We start from the raw sequence: 16,000 nt of genomic DNA on the forward strand, positions 1-16,000 counted from the left end.
TCAGCGCGGGTGGTGCTGGGCCGCCGCCTCGGCCAGCAGGTCGGACAGCTCGACCGTGTTGACCGGCTTGACCATGTAGTGGTCGAAGCCGGCGGCGAGCGAGGCCTGGCGGTCCTGCTGGCGTCCGTAGCCGGTCATGGCGACCAGGGTCGCGCCGGTCGCCTGCGGCAGGCGGCGCAGGCGGCGCGCCAGTTCGTTGCCGTCGAAGTCGGGCAGGCCGATGTCGAGCAGGCAGACGTCGGGCGCGAACACGCGCGCGACGTCGACCGCGTCGGCGGCGCAATAGGCGATCTCCACGGTGTGGCCGGCCGCGCCCAGGAACAGCTGCAGGGTGTGGACGGCGTCGAGGTTGTCGTCCACCAGCAGCACCTTGAGCGGCGTCGCCGCCTTGGCCTGGCTGCGGGTCTGGGCCACCGTCAGCGGCAGTTCCTGGGTGTGGCGCGGCAGGCGCACGGTGAAGGTGCTGCCCTTGCCCAGGCCCGGGCTCTCGGCCTTGACGGTGCCGCCATGCAGCTCGACCAGGCTCTTGGCCAGCGCCAGGCCCAGGCCCAGGCCGCCTTGCGAGCGGTCCGGGGTGCGCTCGGCCTGGGTAAAGAGGTCGAACACCCGCGCCACCAGCTGCGGCTCCATGCCGATGCCGTCGTCGAGCACGGTCAGCACGTAGTCGGGGCCGTCCTGGAACAGGCGCAGTTCGATGCGTCCGCCCTCGGGCGTGTACTTGTTGGCGTTGTTCAGCAGGTTCGCCACCACCTGCACCAGGCGCTTGTGGTCGCCCTTGACGGTGGCCGCCTCGTGCGGCAGGTCGAGCACCACGGTGTGGCGGCGCGTCGAGATCAGGGGGCGGATCTGCTCGGCGGCGTCGTCCACCACCTTGCGCAGGTCCAGCACCTGGGTCGACAGCGAGACCAGGCCGCGCGTGACGCGCGAGACGTCGAGCAGGTCGTCGACCAGGCCGGTCATGTGCTCGACCTGGCGCGCGATGATGGCGCAGGTCTGGGTGATCTGGGCGTTGTCCGAGTGCAGCAGCTTGAGCAGGTGGGCGCCGGTGCTGATCGGCGCCAGCGGATTGCGCAGCTCGTGCGCCAGCATCGCCAGGAATTCGTCCTTGCGCTGGTCGGCCGCGCGCAGCTCGCGCTCGGCCAGGCCGCGCGCCGCTTCCTTCTTCTGCAGGGTGGCCGCCATCTCGTCCAGGGCCTCGGCCAGCTGGCCGATTTCCTCGCGCTCGTAGGCGATGCCGGAACGGGCGTCGAGGTCGCCGGCCGCGATGCGGGTGGCGGTGTCCTTCAGCTTGCGCACGCGCTGCACGATCAGCACGTCGCCGGCCAGCCAGGCGGCCAGCAGGGCCAGCATGGTGGTGGCGGCCAGGCCGACCAGCGACATCAGCTGGGCGCGGCGGGCGCCGGCGGTCACGGTCTCGGTCGGGATCCCGATCGTCACCGTGTAGTCGGTCAGGGCCGGCCCGCCCACGCGCGCAAAGGTATGCAGGCGCTCGACGCCGTCGTCGTCGCGGATCACGAGCGCGCGCCGGCCGGCGCTGTGCATGGCCTCGCGCATGCGGCCCGATACCCGCGTGCCGAACCAGCGCTCGGGGTCGGGACGGCGCGAAATGATGGTGCCGTTGGCGTCGGTCGTCACCAGCACCGAGCCCGGAGGCAGGTTGATGTCGTTGACGAAGGTGTCCAGGCCCGCCAGGTCCATCGCCGCGAACACCACCGCGACCACGTTGCCGGAGCGGTCGATCACGGGGTAGGTCAGGTTGATGGTGTGGCGCCGGATCACGCGGCCGAAGACGTAGTCGCCGGCGATGAAGCGGCGCTCGGAAATCGCGCGCTTGAAGTGGCTGCGGTCGCCCAGGTTCACCGGATGCAGCATCGGCACCGCGCTGCAGCTGATTTCGCCGTTCAGCTGGATCAGGCCGAAGTTGACATAGCCTTCGTTGCGGTCGAGGACGTCCGCGAGCAGGGCGTTGCAGCCGCTCGTGGGGCCGAGCAGGTCGGGCACGCTGGCCAGGTCGACCAGGATCTGGCGCGCGCGCTCGATCGACTGCGCCTCGTTGGCGGCGGCCAGGTTGGTCAGGCGCCGCAGGTTTTCTTCGGACGCCTGGACCGCCTGCTCGCGCTCACGCAGGCCGCCGACGATCGTCATCACGGCCAGCGGCAGGATTGCCAGCGCGACCAGCAGCATCAGCCTGCTGCGCAGGCTGTTGAGCCGGAAGAAACCGCCGGGCTGGCTCATTTGCCGGCAGCGAACCTGTCGCCGAAAGCGATCACGCGCCGCACGCCTTCCATCAGCGTGGCGACATCGTCCGAGATATAGCCGATCCGGATGTAGCCCGGCACGCCAAGCGCGTCGCCCGGCATGATCGCCACTTTCTCTTCCTCGATCAGCGCTTCGGAGAACGCGACCGTGTCATGGGTGATGGCGCGGATGTCGCCCCACAGGTAGGGGCCGGAATCCGGGCTCGCCATGACGATCCAGGGCACCTCGGCGAAACGGCGCACCACCATGTCGCGGCGTGCGCGGTAGTCGTCGATCATGTGCTGCTGCACGCCGGCCTCGAACGCGGCGACGGTGGCGACCTGGGACAGGTGCGAGGCGGCGGCCGTGATCGGGCCTTGCAGGGTCTGCATGGCGCCGACCAGCGCGCCGGGCGCCAGCGCGAAGCCGATGCGCCAGCCCATCATGGCGTAGCTCTGCGAGGCCGAGAAGATGGTCACCACGCCCAGCGCGCGCCAGTCGCACAGCGCGGCGAAGCTGGTGTGCACCGGGGCGAAGGACAGGTGTTCGTAGCTTTCGTCGACGATGACCTGGGCGCCGGTTGTCGCGACCCAGTCGCGGATGTGTTCCAGTTCGGCCCGGGTGTAGACCTTGCCGGTCGGGTTGTGCGGGTTGTTGATGATGACGATGCGCGCCGGCTCGTAGCTGGCCAGGATCTCGGGCGTGATCGCGTCGGGCAGGTCGACCAGCACCGGGCGCAGGCCCAGCAGCTGGCAGGTGGCGACATAGGCCGGCCAGTGCGGCTTGAAGATCAGCACGCTGTCGCCCGGGTCGCTCATCGCGTACAGCGCCTCGTACAGCGCCTGCTTGGCGCCGTTGGTGACGATGACTTCGTCGGGCTGCGCCTCCACGCCGTTTTCGCGGCGCAGCTTGCCGCACAGGCGTTCGCGCACGTCGAGTGCGCCCACTACGCTGGTGTAGGGCATGGTGCGCACCTGTTCGAGGGCGCCGCCGACGGCGTCGAGCACGGTTGCGGGGGCAGGGAAGTGCGAGATCGCGATCGAGAAATCGATCACTTCCTGGCCCTCGTTACGCATGGTTTCGACGCGGCCGTGCATGGCGGTGGTCGCGAGGGGCCGTGAATTGGCAATCCGTTGTGAAATCTTCATCGTTCTTGTCGAGTAGGTTATCGGTTGCAAATGTGTCTCCGAAGTGTCGGCCCGGCACAACATTTCCTGATTGTACTAAATTATGGAGCGCGCACGACAGCCAATCGAACCGTCGGGTACGGGAGGGGAAGTATTTGACATATAAACTATTTGCTCATCTAATATGCTGTAGAAAAGACAAGCGGAGCCGCAATGAAGATCGTGTGCGTGGGAGGGGGACCGGCCGGCCTGTACGCCGCACTGCTGCTCAAGCAGGGCAATCCTGCGCACGAGGTGACGGTGGTCGAACGCAACGGCCGCGGCGATACCTTCGGCTGGGGCGTGGTGTTCTCGGACCAGACGCTGGGCAACCTGGAGGCGGCCGATCCGCCGACCGCGCGCGCCATTCTGAAAGCGTTCAATCACTGGGACGATATCGCCATCCATTTCAAGGGCCGCAGCGTCGTGTCGAGCGGCCACGGTTTCTGCGGCATCGCGCGCAAGCGCCTGCTCGCCATCCTGCAGGCGCGCTGCGAGGAACTGGGCGTGCGGCTGCTGTTCGATACACCGGTGGAGGACGCACTGGCGCTGGCGCGGCGCTTCCAGGCCGACCTGGTGCTGGCCGGCGACGGCATCCACAGCCGCATCCGCACCCGGCACGCCGCCACCTATCAGCCCCAGCTCGAACAGCGCCACTGCCGCTATGTGTGGCTGGGCACCACGAAAAAGTTCGACGCCTTCACTTTTGCGTTCGAGCATACGCCTCACGGCTGGTTCCAGGCGCACGCCTACCAGTACGACGGCGAGACCTCGACCTTCATCGTCGAGACGCCGGAACCGGTCTGGCGCGCCAGCGGGCTGGAAGAACTCGGCGTCGACGCCACGCTCGCCTTCTGCGAGCGCCTGTTCGCGCGCCATCTCGACGGCCACCGCCTGATGGCGGCATCCGGTCATGTGCGCGGTTCCGCCATGTGGACGCGCTTTCCGCGCATCGTCTGCCGCGAATGGGTGCACTGGGAAGAGATCGACGGCCGGCGCGTCCCCATGGTCCTGATCGGCGACGCCGCCCACAGCGCGCACTTCTCGATCGGCTCGGGCACCAAGCTGGCGCTGGAAGACGCGATCGAGCTGGCGCGCCGCTGCGCCGGCTGCGACGTCGCCGCGCTGCCCGCGGTGCTCGACGGCTACCGTGAGGCGCGGGCGGTCGAGGTGCTCAAGCTCCAGAGCGCCGCCCGCAATTCGATGGAGTGGTTCGAGAACGTCGGGCGCTACAGCGCCATGGAGGCCGAGCAGTTCGCCTATTCCCTGCTCACGCGCAGCCAGCGCCTGTCGCACGAGAACCTGCGCCTGCGCGACCCGGCTTATGTCGCCGGCTTCGAGCGCTGGCTGGCCGACCGCGCCTGTGTCCAGGCCGGGGTGGCGCCCTCTGCCGAGGGGCCGGCGCCGCCGCCGATGTTCACGCCCTACAGGGTGCGCAGCGTGACACTGAAGAACCGCATCATCGTGTCCCCGATGGCCCAGTACTCGGCCGTCGACGGCCTGGTGGGCGACTACCACCTGGCGCACCTCGGCGCGCGCGCCCTCGGCGGCGCGGCCCTGGTGATGGCCGAGATGACCTGCGTCTCGGCCGATGCGCGCATCACGCCGGGCTGCCCGGGCCTGTATTCGCCGGCGCACACGGCGGCCTGGCGGCGCATCGTCGACTTCGTGCATGTCAACAGCGATGCGAAGATCGGCGTGCAGCTCGGCCACGCCGGCGCCAAGGGCTCGACCCGGCGCGGCTGGGACGGCATCGACCTGCCGCTGGAAGAGGGCAACTGGCCGCTGGTGTCGGCTTCCAGCCAGCAGTACATCGCCGGGGTATCGCAGTGGGCGCGCGAAGCCAGCCGGATCGACATGGTGCGCATCCGCGCCGATTTCGTGCGCGCCGCCATGGCCGCGCGCGACGCCGGCTTCGACTGGCTGGAGCTGCACTGCGCCCACGGCTACCTGCTGTCGAGCTTCATCTCGCCGCTGACCAACCGGCGCGAGGACGACTACGGCGGCAGCATCGAGAACCGCTGCCGCTTCCCGCTCGAAGTGTTCGCGGCGCTGCGCGCGGTGTGGCCGCGCCAGCTGCCGATCAGCGTGCGCATCTCGGCGCACGACTGGACGCCCGGCGGCCTGACGCCCGACGATGCCGTGATCGTCGCGCGCCTGTTCCGCGACGCCGGCGCCGACATGATCGACTGCTCCTCGGGCCAGGTCAGCCGCGAGGAAAGCCCGCAGTACGGGCGCATGTACCAGACGCCGTTCGCCGACCGCATCCGCAACGAGGCCCACATTCCCACCATCGCGGTGGGCGCCATCTATGAAGCCGACCACGCCAACGGCATCATCGCCTCGGGCCGGGCCGACCTGTGCGCGGTGGCGCGTCCGCACCTGGCCAACCCGGCCTGGACCCTGATGGAGGCCGCGCGCATCGGCTACACGGGCGCGGCCTGGCCGAAGCAGTACCGCGCCGGCAAGGCCCAGCTCGAGCGCAAGCTCGAGCGCGAACGCCAGCTGGCCGCCGCTGCAGCCGCGGCGCCGCGCCTTTCGAATCCCGAGATCTGAATGCCAACCTGGAGTACACCATGCGATACCTGAAGGGCGAGCCGCACGAGCTCCCCGGCCACCGCGGCAGCCTGGCCGGCTATCCTGCCCAGCACTTCCTGTTCGAGGTCGAGAACGGCGTGGCCACGCTGACCCTGCACCGTCCCGACCGCAAGAACCCGCTGACCTTCGATTCCTATGCCGAGCTGCGCGAGTTGTTCCGGGCGTTTGCACGCGCCGACGACATCCAGGCCGTGGTGCTGACGGGTGCCGGCGGCAATTTCTGTTCGGGCGGCGACGTGCACGAGATCATCGGGCCGCTTACCAGGCTCGACATGCCTGGCCTGCTGGCCTTTACCCGCATGACCGGCGACGTGGTGAAGGCCATGCGCGCCTGTCCCCAGCCCATCATCGCCGCGATCGACGGCGTCTGCGCCGGCGCCGGCGCGATGCTGGCCCTCGGTTCCGACATCCGCTACGGCACGGCGCGCAGCAAGACCGCCTTCCTCTTCACCCGGGTCGGCCTGGCCGGCTGCGACATGGGCGCCTGCGCGCTGCTGCCGCGCGTGATCGGACAGGGCAGGGCGGCCGAGCTGCTCTACACCGGGCGCAGCATGGGCGGCGAGGAGGCCGAGCGCTGGGGCTTCCTGAACCGCCTGTGCGCGCCGGAAGACGTGCTCACCGAAGCGCAGGCCTTCGCCGCCGCGCTCGCAGCCGGCCCGACCTTCGCCCATGGCATGACCAAGAAGATGCTGCAGCAGGAGTGGAACATGGGTGTCGACGAGGCCATCGAGGCCGAAGCCCAGGCGCAGGCGATCTGCATGGCGACCAACGACTTCCACCGCGCCTACCACGCGTTCGTCGCGCGCGAGACGCCGCGCTTCGAGGGGGACTGAATGAGCGACACGAGCTATCTGGACTGGCCGTTCTTCGAGCCGCGCCATGCGGCGCTGGCGCAGGAGCTCGATGCCTGGGCCGGGCAGCACCTGGCTGCCGCGCATGGAACGGACGTCGACGCAGCCTGCCGTTCCCTGGTCGCGCAACTCGGCGGGGCCGGCTGGCTGCGCCATGCGGTCGGCGGGCGCGACTACGGCGGGGCGCTCGACGCCATCGACACGCGCGCCATCTGCCTGATCCGCGAGACGCTGGCGCGCCACGCCGGCCTGGCGGACTTCGCCTTTGCCATGCAGGGCCTGGGCAGCGGCGCCATTGCGCTCTTCGGCAGCGAGGAGCAGAAGGCGCGCTACCTGCCGCGCGTGGCGGCGGGCGAGGCGATCGCGGCGTTTGCGCTGTCGGAGCCCGAGGTCGGATCGGACGTCGCGGCCATGGCCTGCGCCGCCAGGCAGGACGGGGACGCGGACGGGGACGACTACGTACTCGATGGCGAAAAGACCTGGATCTCGAACGGCGGCATCGCCGACTTCTACGTCGTCTTCGCCCGTACCGGCGAGGCCGAAGGGGCGCGCGGCATCTCGGCCTTCATCGTCGACGCCGACACGCCGGGCTTGCGCATCGCCGAGCGCATCGAGGTGATCGCCCCGCATCCGCTGGCGCGCCTGCGTTTCGAAGGCTGCCGGGTGCCGGCGTCGCGCCGCATCGGCGCAGGCGGGCAGGGCTTCAAGGTGGCGATGGCCACGCTCGACGTGTTCCGCACCTCGGTCGCGGCCGCCGCGCTCGGGTTTGCCCGGCGCGCCCTGGACGAGGCGCTGGAGCGCGCCGCGTCGCGCCGCATGTTCGGCAAGACCCTGGCCGACTTCCAGCTGACCCAGGCGAAGCTGGCCGACATGGCCACCAGGATCGACGCCGCCGCGCTCCTTACTTACCGCGCCGCCTGGGAGCGCGACCGCGGCCGGCGCGTCACGCGCGCGGCCGCCATGGCCAAGCTCACCGCCACCGAGAACGCGCAGCAGGTGATCGACGCGGCCGTCCAGGTGTTCGGCGGACTCGGCGTGGTCAGCGGCCAGCCGGTGGAAACGCTCTACCGCGAGATCCGGGCCCTGCGCATCTACGAGGGCGCCAGTGAAGTGCAGCAGCTGATCATTGCGCGCGAGCTGCTCGGCGAACATGCCGCTCAGGAGCATCAACAAGGACAAGGACTGGGGCAGGCATGAGCGACCTGATGCGGATACTGCAGCCGCCCGGCTGGCCGCGCCCGAAGGGCTATGCGAACGGTGTCGCCGCGCGCGGCCTGCAGGTGCACGTGAGCGGCATGGTCGGCTGGGATGCCGAAGGGCGCTTCCATACCGACGACTTTGTCGGGCAGACGCGCCAGGCCCTGAGCAACATCCTCGCCGTGCTGGCCGAGGCCGGCGCCGGGCCCCAGCACATCGTGCGCATGACCTGGTACGTGGTCGACAAGCGCGAATACCTCGGGGCCGGACCGGCGCTGGGTGCGGCCTACCGCGAGCTGATCGGGCGCCACTACCCGGCGATGAGCGCGGTGCAGGTGGCCGGGCTGATGGAAGAGCGGGCGCGGGTGGAGATCGAAGTCACCGCCGTGGTTCCCCACAAGCCCGCCGACTGAGCGCCGCCGGAGGGACGTTTCTGGTACGGTTGTTTTAACCGTAACAATGGAGCGACCATGAACCAGATCGTACGAGTGGTAGAGAAAATCGAAGACGCCGAGGCCGCACGCCAGGCGCTGCTGGCGGAGGGATTCGACGCGAACGGGATCGAGGTCAGCCACACCGGCGATGAGGCAGGACCGTCCGAGGCCAACTTCACGGTGGGCGATTCACCGGCGGTGAAGGGCGGCACCGATTACAAGGACGTGTACACGCCGGGGCTGGAAATCAGCAAGTGCATCATCACCGTGACCGCGGCGGACGCCGCCCAGCTCGAGCGCGCCGCGGCGATCCTCGAGCACCACGGGGCGAAGGACAACGATCCGGCGCACGCGGCGGCGCGGCGTAGCGGGATGTAAGGCAAAGGCTACCGCAGGGACGTAGGGTGGACGGGGTAATTCAGGCCAGTGGCCTGGATGACGAACGCCACACGTTCAAGCATCGCGTGATTCGTCGGGGTGTTTCGCTGCGGCCTTGATACGTGCGTTGAACGCGTCAGGTGCACGCAGGACCGTAGGGTGGGCGCCCCGTGCCCACCGAATGTCTGAATCGCGCTGACCTCGTATGGAGCTTTTCCCGCTGTGGAATCGGCTGCGCACCGTTCTGGTGGGCACGGGGGCGCCCACCCTACCTATCAACCGCCGCCTGCGACTCAAGCAGGAGCACTCAGCTCCAGCTCAGGTCCGTCTTGCTCAACGGCAGCTCACGCACCCGCTTGCCGGTCGCGGCGAAGATCGCATTGCACACGGCCGGCGCCAGCGGCGGCAGCACCGGTTCGCCCAGGCCCGTCACCGGATAATCCGTCTTCAGGAAGTGGATGTCGATCTTTGTCGGCGTATCCGGCATGCGCAGCAGGTTGTAGTCGTGGAAGTTGCTCTGCACGACGCGGCCCTTCTCGATGTTCAGCTCCGGATACATCAGCGTCGACAAACCGTCGATCACCGAACCCTGCACCTGGTTCTCGGCGCCGCTCAGGTTGACGATCTGGGCGCCAATGTCGCTCACCACCACGACGCGGTCGACCTTCAACTGCCCGCTCTTCGACACCGTCACCTCGGCCACTTCGGCCACATAGCCGCGGTGGCTGAAGTGGAAGGCGACGCCCGCGCCCTGGCCGGGCCCGAACTTGCGCTTGCCCCAGTCCGCCCTCTCGGCCACGGCCTTCAGCACATTGCGCATGCGCGCCACGCTGTAAGGCTGGCCGCGTTCGCCCGTGCCCGGCATGATGTCCTTGTCGCCCAGCAGTTCCAGACGGAACTCGACCGGATCGCGGCCGGCGGCATGGGCCAGTTCGTCGATGAAGCTGTGGAAGACCCAGGAGAACACGCTGCTGCCCGGCGCGCGCCATGGCCCCATGGGGATGCGGCATTCGAGCGCGGTCTGTTCCAGCAGGCAGTTGGCCAGCCAGCGGCCCGGGAATTCGTCGCCGGACAGGCTGCCGCCGCTGCCCGGCTGCAGGATGGACTTGCCTTCGCGTTCGACGCGGTTGGCGAAGGTGACGAAGTGGTTGTGCCAGCCGACCAGCTTGCCATTGGCATCGACGCCGCCGCGCAGGTGGTGGAAGCCGCCCGGACGGAAGTGGTCGTGCTGCAGGTCGTCCTCGCGGGTCCAGGTCAGCTTGACCGGCGCGCCGGTCTTTTGCGCGATGGCGGTCGCCTCGACGATGAAGTCCGAGCTCAGGCGCCGGCCGAAGCCGCCGCCGCTGCGGATGATGTGCAGCGTGATTTTCTCTTTCGGGATGCCGAAGGTCGTGGTCACCAGGGCCTGGCCGGCGCCCGGGTTCTGGGTCGGCGCCCACAGCTCCAGCGTGGCATCAAGCGGCTTGAACCAGGCGGTGCAGTTCTGCGGTTCCATGCTCGCGTGCGAGATGAAGGGATAGCTGTAGCTGGCCTCTACGGTCCTGGCCGCGCCGGCGAACGCCTGGGCCACGTCGCCATCCTTGCGCAGCGTTGTCGTTCCCGGCTTGCCCGCGGCGGCCCTGGCCTGTGCGGCGAAGTCAACCCAGCTGTGGTTCGCACCGACGCCTTCATCCCATTTCACTTCCAGCGCGCGGCGCGCCTTGAAGGCGGCCCAGGTCGAGGTGGCGACGATCGCCACGCCGGGGCGCAGGCCGTTCAGGTTCTCGGTGCCCTCGATGATGAAGGCGTCCTTTATGCCGGACATCGCCTTGACGGCGTCGAGGTTGGCGCTCACCGGCTTGCCGCCGAACACCGGGCACTTGACGTAGACCGCGTACAGCATGCCCGGCAACTGGATGTCGATGCCGAACAGCGGCTTGCCGCTGACGATGGCCGCATTGTCGACACCGCCGATGCGCGTGCCCAGCAGCCTGTAGCTGGCCGGGTCCTTCAGCTGGACCGTCGCCGCGTCCGGGACCGGCAGGGTCGCGGCGAGCGGCACCAGGGCGCCGTAGCCGAGCTTGCGTTTCGTGGGGCCATGCACGACGGCGCCGTGAGCTGCGCTGCACTCGCTGGCCGGCACGCCCCAGGTCTGGGCTGCGGCCTGCACCAGCATGGTGCGCGCGGTCGCGCCCAGGCGGTGGAAGTTCTCGTAGTTGGTAGGCGTCGAGGTCGAGCCGCCCGCGCCCTGGCTGCCGTAGGCCGGGTTCAGGTCGCCCTGATTGACACGCACATCCTTCCAGTCGATCTCGAGTTCCTCGGCGATGACCATCGGCAGCGAGGTCTTGATGCCCTGGCCGATTTCCGGCTGCTTCGACACCAGGGTGACGATGCCCTTGCGGTCGATGCGGATGAAGACGTTCGGCGTGAAGGCGTCGGCAGCCGGGGTCGCGCCAGCGGCGGGCGCGGCCAGCGCGCCGCCCGCGCCCATGCCGATGACGAGGGCGCCGGCGCCCATGGCGCCCGTGCGCAGGAAGCTGCGGCGCGAAGGAGAAACGGGTGCGCTCATTTCTTGCCCTTTCCGTTGGCGGCGATCTCGGCGGCGCGGTGGATGCCGGCGCGGATGCGGGTATAGGTGGCGCAGCGGCACAGGTTGCCGGCCATCGCCTCGTCGATCTGGGCGTCGGTCGGTTTCGGATGCTGCTTCAGCAGGGCGCAGGCGCTCATGATCTGGCCCGACTGGCAGTAGCCGCACTGGGGAACGTCGAGTTCCTGCCAGGCCTGCTGCAGCGGGTGCTGGTGATGCTTGTCCAGGCCCTCGATGGTGGTGATCTTCTGGTTGCCGAGGCTTGACACCGGCATCAGGCAGGAACGCGTCGGCACGCCGTCGATGTGCACCGTGCAGGCGCCGCACTGGCCGGCGCCGCAGCCGTATTTCGCTCCGACCAGGCCGAGCGAGTCGCGCAGTGCCCACAGCAGCGGGGTGTCGGCGTCGACATCGACCTGCTGCCGCTTGCCGTTGATATTCAGCGTGTATGTACTCATGGACCAATCCTTGCCTGGCAATAAACCTGAGCATGCTACCAAAACCCGGCAATAAAAAATCAGGCCTCGGCCAGTTTATTGTTAGCAAATTGTTGCAGCCGCCACGACGTCGCAAAGCCGCGACGCCCAAGCGTTCGCTATGCGCATCGCATGGTGCTTTTTTGTTAACTGCATATAATCGCCGCTGTGTTGACTAACAGGCGATCCCATCCATGGCCGAAATGCAGTTTGCGAACAATGTCCGTGACCTGAGCAACGCTTCAGGTGTCGACGCGGGCTTCCAGTTCGAGTTCTATTGCGAGCGCTGCAGCGACCGCTGGCGCACCCACTTCAAGCCCTACCGCAGCGCCCAGGCGTCCGGCTGGCTGCAGAAGGGCGCCAGCATGTTCGGCGGCATTCTCGGCAATGCGAGCAGCGTGCTCTCAGGCATGGCCCAGGCCGGCTGGCACAGTGCGCGCGACGCGGCCTTCACCGAGGCGATCGCCGCCGGCAAGGCCCACTTCAACCGCTGCGGCAACTGCCACGATTATGTGTGCGGGACCTGCTTCGACGCCGCGAACGGCCTGTGTTTCGACTGCGCGCCCAACGTCCAGGTGAAGATCACGCAGGCGCGGGCGGCGGGTGAAGTCTCCGCCGCCTCCGAACGCGCAGCGGCGGAGGGCAAGGTGCGCGGCGGCCGCCATGACGTACGCCAGGAGATGCAGCTGGTCTGCCCGCAGTGCCGGGCCGAGACCCATGGCGCCAAGTTTTGCCCGGAATGCGGGTTCAAGATGGTGCAGCAGGTCGCCTGCACGAGCTGTGCGACGATGCTGCAGCCAGGTACGAAGTTTTGTACGGAGTGCGGAACGCGCCAGGCCTGAGCCGGCCTGGGCAGGAAAGCGGCGCGATCAGATCCCTTCCGGATAGGTCTCCGGCGGTTCGCCCGAATGCCAGCCGCTGGTGGCGTCGAGCGGGACCAGGGCTTCGGTACGGTCGATGTGGATGATGGCGTCGAACTGCTGGGCCATCTGGGCGTTGAAATAATGGCTCTGGCGTTCGGTGCGCGGCAGGTAGAGCACGCCAATGGCGCGTTCCAGGCGGCGCTCGAGCATCAGGCGGCGCACCGGGGTGTCGTCGCGCAGGTTCAGGTAGTAGCGCGGCAGACCTACGTGGTGCAGCAATTCCTCGTAGCTGCCGTGCAGGGCAGGGCGCACGCGCTTGCGCTCGGCCGGGCCATCCCATTCCGAGGCCGCCGTGACGTGACCGTCGTAGGTGGAAAACCCGATCAGGCAGGTCTGGCCGGGGTAGGCCTTGCGCGCCAGTTCCCCGACATTCCATTCGCCCAGTCCGCCTACTTCGGTGGCGCGGGCGTCGCCGATGTGCGAGTTGTGTTCCCAGACGACGATCTTGGCCGGCTCGCCGTCGCGCGAGAGGTGGCGCGCCAGCGCATCCAGGGTCTCGGCCATGTGGCTGTCGCGCAGGTTCCATGAAGATATGCGGCCACGGAACATGGTTCGGTAGTATTCCTCGGCATTCTTGACCAGTCGCGCATTCTGCTGGGCGTAGAAGAAGGCGTCCTCGCTTGACGCGCCATCGGCCTGCATGTAGTCGAAAGCGCGCTGCTGCAGTTCCTGCAGCTGGGTGAGGACGCCCTGCTGGCAGGATTCGGACAGGCCGACGCCGGTAGCGTAGCCGTACTGCTGGCTGTCCTCGCCATAGTGGTCGAAGCAGGCATAGCGCCGGCGCGCCTCCGCGGCCGCGGTCGGATCCACCTTGTCGAGGTAGTTCAGCACTTCCTTCACCGAAGTGAACAGGCTGTACAGGTCGAGCCCGTAGAACCCGACCTTCGGGCCGGCGCGCACGTTCTCGTTGTGCGTGCGCAGCCAGTCCACGAAGGCGGACACGTCGGTATTGCGCCACATCCAGGCCGGGAAGCGCTCGAAGCCGGACAGCGCCGCATCGGCCGTGCTGTCCTGGCCTTCGCCGCGCACATAACGGTTGACGCGATAGGCATCTGGCCAGTCGGCCTCGACGGCCACCGTCGTGAAGCCCTTTTCGCGGATCAGGCGCTGGGTGATGCGCGCCCGTTCCTCGTAGAACTCGTGGGTGCCGTGGGTCGCTTCGCCGATCAGCACGAAGCGGGCGTCGCCCACGAGGTTCATGAGGGCGTCGTAGTCGCCCGGCCCGCCGTCGAGCGGGTGGGCGGCGTCCGCCAGGGCGGCGGCGCTGATGTCTGTCGCGCTAACCATGTGCAACTTGTCCTTAATGCAGGAAGCGGCTGCCCGACTTTTCGCGCGAGGCGGCGTCGCGCGGGATGACGCCGCGCTCGATGAAGTGCTTCATGCGTGCGAGGTCGTCGTCCATCTGGCGTTTCGGGTCCGAGCCGAGCAGCACCGCCAGGCCGTGGCCGACCACGCCGGCCGGCGGCGTGTAGGACAGGCGCACCGTGGCAAGGGTGCCGCCGCGGTAGGGCTCGAAGGTGACCGAGCCGGCGTTGGCGATCTGGGCGCCCGGTTCGCTGCGCCATGCCAGGCGCTTGCCCCGCGATTGTTCGGTCAGCACCGCATCCCATTCGAACTGGCTGCCCGCGGGACCCTGCACCACCCAGTGCGAGCGGCGCCGGCCGAGGTCGCGCACCTCGACCACGTGCGACATGAAGCGCGGGAAGTTCTCGTAGTTGCTCCACAGTTCGTAGACGTCCTCGGGCGAGGCATCGATGCGGATCGATTTCTCCAGTTCGATGCTGCGGCCGCGGCCGCTGCTGCTGCTCAGCAGGTTCGACAGACCCTGGCCGCCCGAGCTGCGCGCGGCCAGCGCCAGGCCGGCCAGGCCCAGCGCGCCGGCCAGCGGCGAACGGCGCATCAGGCCCAGCAGGCCGAGCAGGCCGCCGCCGACCACCGCCGGATTGCGCAGCAGCGCATTCAGGTCGTCGCGACCGTGCAGGTTGAGCGCGCCCATCACGCTGTCGCCGGCCTGGCTGGCCAGGCGGCTCAGGCGCGAGCCGGCGACGTCAAGGTTGGAGCCGGCCGTATCGGCCATGCGCGAGACACCGTTCACGGTATCGTTCCAGACGCGGGTGGCGGCGCCGTCGGGCTTGGCCGACTCGAGCATGCGGTTGGCGCGCGTGCCTGCGTCGTCGATCATGTCGCCGGCGGCATCGGCCGCGCCGTGCGTCATCGCGCCGACGCGTTCGCCGATGCCATGCCAGACATTGCCCAGTGCGCTGCCGGTGCGCGAGCCGGCGTTGCGGATCGCTGCGGTCGACATCGAGCGGCGTGCGCTGCCGCGGTCGGGGTCGAGCATGTACATCAGCAGGGCGCCGGCGGCGGCGCCACCCAGCAGCTTGGCAAGATCGCCCGCTTCGAATTCGAATCCGGTCTCGGTGCTCGTCTGTTTCATGTTCTATCCTCTCGGTTGGGTTGCTGATCAAGCCGGCGATCGTCCTGGTTGCGCCAGGCCATCGCCAGCAAATCCTGTACTTCCTCGTCGCTCGTCTGGTCGAACGTCTCGTACCACTGGCTCACCGCGCGAAAGCGCGGCGGCGCGGACAGGCAGACCAGTTCGTCCACCTGCGTTTCCAGCGCGCGCAGGGTTTCCGGCGGCGCCACCGGCACCGCGACCACCACGCGCGCGGCCTGCCTGCGACGCGCCACCTGGACCGCCGCCGCCATCGTCGAGCCGGTCGCGATGCCGTCGTCGACGATGATCGCCGTGCGCCCGGCCAGCACGGGTTCGGGCCGCCCGCCCCGGTACACGCGGCTGCGGCGGTCGATCTCGGCCAGCTCGCGCGCGGCGATCGCATCGACTTCCTCGCGCGTGACGCCCATCAGGCCGGGCACGCCCGCCTGCAGCACCTGCACGCCGCCGCTGCCGACGGCGCCGATCGCATACTCGGGCTGTTGGGGCAAGCCGAGCTTGCGCACCAGCAGCAGGTCGAGTTCCAGCTCCAGCGTCATCGCTACCGCAAAGGCGACCGGCACGCCGCCGCGCGGCAGGGCCAGCACGATGGCGCCGCGCCCGTCGTGTCCGGGCGCGTGCGCCTCGGGGCGGTGCGCATAGCCGGCGAGCTCCCTGGCCAGCATCTTCCCGGCCTGGGCACGGTTCCTGAAACGCTGAACGTCCGACATGTCGATGT

13 protein-coding genes are annotated in these 16,000 nt (G+C 68.8%); 6 read left to right on the forward strand and 7 right to left on the reverse strand.

Translation table 11 applies throughout. The features are described 5' to 3' along the window. Both ACSUZJ_RS10290 and ACSUZJ_RS10295 read right to left on the reverse strand, forming a co-directional pair. Complete coding sequence (locus tag ACSUZJ_RS10290; RefSeq protein WP_499415767.1) at positions 1–2,235, reverse strand: hybrid sensor histidine kinase/response regulator; 2,235 nt, start codon at positions 2,233–2,235, stop codon at positions 1–3. After that, a complete protein-coding gene (locus ACSUZJ_RS10295) occupies positions 2,232–3,386 on the reverse strand; it encodes a pyridoxal phosphate-dependent aminotransferase (RefSeq protein ID WP_499415769.1) in 1,155 nt (384 codons plus the stop codon). Before ACSUZJ_RS10295 ends, ACSUZJ_RS10290 begins: the two co-directional genes overlap by 4 nt. Positions 3,387–3,578: 192 nt before the next feature. On the opposite strand from ACSUZJ_RS10295, the gene ACSUZJ_RS10300 reads away from it, so the two are divergent. Genes ACSUZJ_RS10300 through ACSUZJ_RS10320 form a run of 5 tightly spaced genes read left to right on the forward strand, consistent with a single transcriptional unit; the run spans position 3,579 to position 8,862 of the window. Beyond that, positions 3,579–5,960, forward strand: a complete 2,382-nt coding sequence (locus ACSUZJ_RS10300) for a bifunctional salicylyl-CoA 5-hydroxylase/oxidoreductase (protein WP_499415771.1) — start codon at positions 3,579–3,581, stop codon at positions 5,958–5,960. Positions 5,961–5,980: 20 nt separating this feature from the next. Next, positions 5,981–6,835, forward strand: a complete 855-nt coding sequence (locus ACSUZJ_RS10305; protein ID WP_499415773.1) for an enoyl-CoA hydratase family protein — start codon at positions 5,981–5,983, stop codon at positions 6,833–6,835. After that, complete coding sequence (locus tag ACSUZJ_RS10310) at positions 6,836–8,050, forward strand: acyl-CoA dehydrogenase family protein (protein WP_499415775.1); 1,215 nt, start codon at positions 6,836–6,838, stop codon at positions 8,048–8,050. It abuts the gene before it with no gap. 8 nt (positions 8,051–8,058) lie between these two features. Beyond that, positions 8,059–8,463 (forward strand): RidA family protein, encoded by a 405-nt coding sequence (locus ACSUZJ_RS10315; RefSeq protein WP_499416501.1) that lies wholly within the window; start codon positions 8,059–8,061, stop codon positions 8,461–8,463. A gap of 57 nt (positions 8,464–8,520) precedes the next feature. Further along, positions 8,521–8,862 (forward strand): hypothetical protein, encoded by a 342-nt coding sequence (locus ACSUZJ_RS10320; protein ID WP_499415777.1) that lies wholly within the window; start codon positions 8,521–8,523, stop codon positions 8,860–8,862. 307 nt (positions 8,863–9,169) lie between these two features. On the opposite strand, the gene ACSUZJ_RS10325 is transcribed toward ACSUZJ_RS10320, so the two are convergent. Both ACSUZJ_RS10325 and ACSUZJ_RS10330 read right to left on the reverse strand, forming a co-directional pair. Further along, entirely contained in the window at positions 9,170–11,410 is a 2,241-nt protein-coding gene (locus ACSUZJ_RS10325) for a xanthine dehydrogenase family protein molybdopterin-binding subunit (protein ID WP_499415779.1), read from the reverse strand. Then, a complete protein-coding gene (locus ACSUZJ_RS10330; RefSeq protein ID WP_499415781.1) occupies positions 11,407–11,886 on the reverse strand; it encodes a (2Fe-2S)-binding protein in 480 nt (159 codons plus the stop codon). The genes ACSUZJ_RS10325 and ACSUZJ_RS10330 overlap by 4 nt, the downstream gene beginning before the upstream one ends. A 212-nt stretch (positions 11,887–12,098) precedes the next feature. Between ACSUZJ_RS10330 and ACSUZJ_RS10335 the strand changes: the two genes are divergently transcribed. Next, positions 12,099–12,746 carry a zinc ribbon domain-containing protein gene (locus tag ACSUZJ_RS10335; protein ID WP_499415783.1) on the forward strand — a complete coding sequence of 216 codons (648 nt, stop codon included), beginning with the start codon at positions 12,099–12,101 and terminating at the stop codon, positions 12,744–12,746. A gap of 27 nt (positions 12,747–12,773) precedes the next feature. Here the strand turns inward: ACSUZJ_RS10335 and ACSUZJ_RS10340 are convergent, their stop codons facing one another. The 3 genes from ACSUZJ_RS10340 to ACSUZJ_RS10350 are packed head-to-tail and all read right to left on the reverse strand — an operon-like array spanning position 12,774 to position 15,992. Beyond that, complete coding sequence (locus tag ACSUZJ_RS10340) at positions 12,774–14,114, reverse strand: erythromycin esterase family protein (RefSeq protein WP_499415785.1); 1,341 nt, start codon at positions 14,112–14,114, stop codon at positions 12,774–12,776. A gap of 13 nt (positions 14,115–14,127) precedes the next feature. Further along, the gene (locus ACSUZJ_RS10345) at positions 14,128–15,264 is read right to left on the reverse strand and encodes an SRPBCC family protein (RefSeq protein ID WP_499415787.1); all 1,137 of its coding nucleotides are present in this window, start codon (positions 15,262–15,264) and stop codon (positions 14,128–14,130) included. Continuing rightward, entirely contained in the window at positions 15,261–15,992 is a 732-nt protein-coding gene (locus tag ACSUZJ_RS10350) for a phosphoribosyltransferase (RefSeq protein ID WP_499415789.1), read from the reverse strand. Before ACSUZJ_RS10350 ends, ACSUZJ_RS10345 begins: the two co-directional genes overlap by 4 nt. Between the last annotated feature and the right edge of the window lie 8 nt (positions 15,993–16,000).

It is taken from the genome of Telluria sp. B2 (genome assembly GCF_051789535.1).
Taxonomy (GTDB): domain Bacteria; phylum Pseudomonadota; class Gammaproteobacteria; order Burkholderiales; family Burkholderiaceae_D; genus Telluria.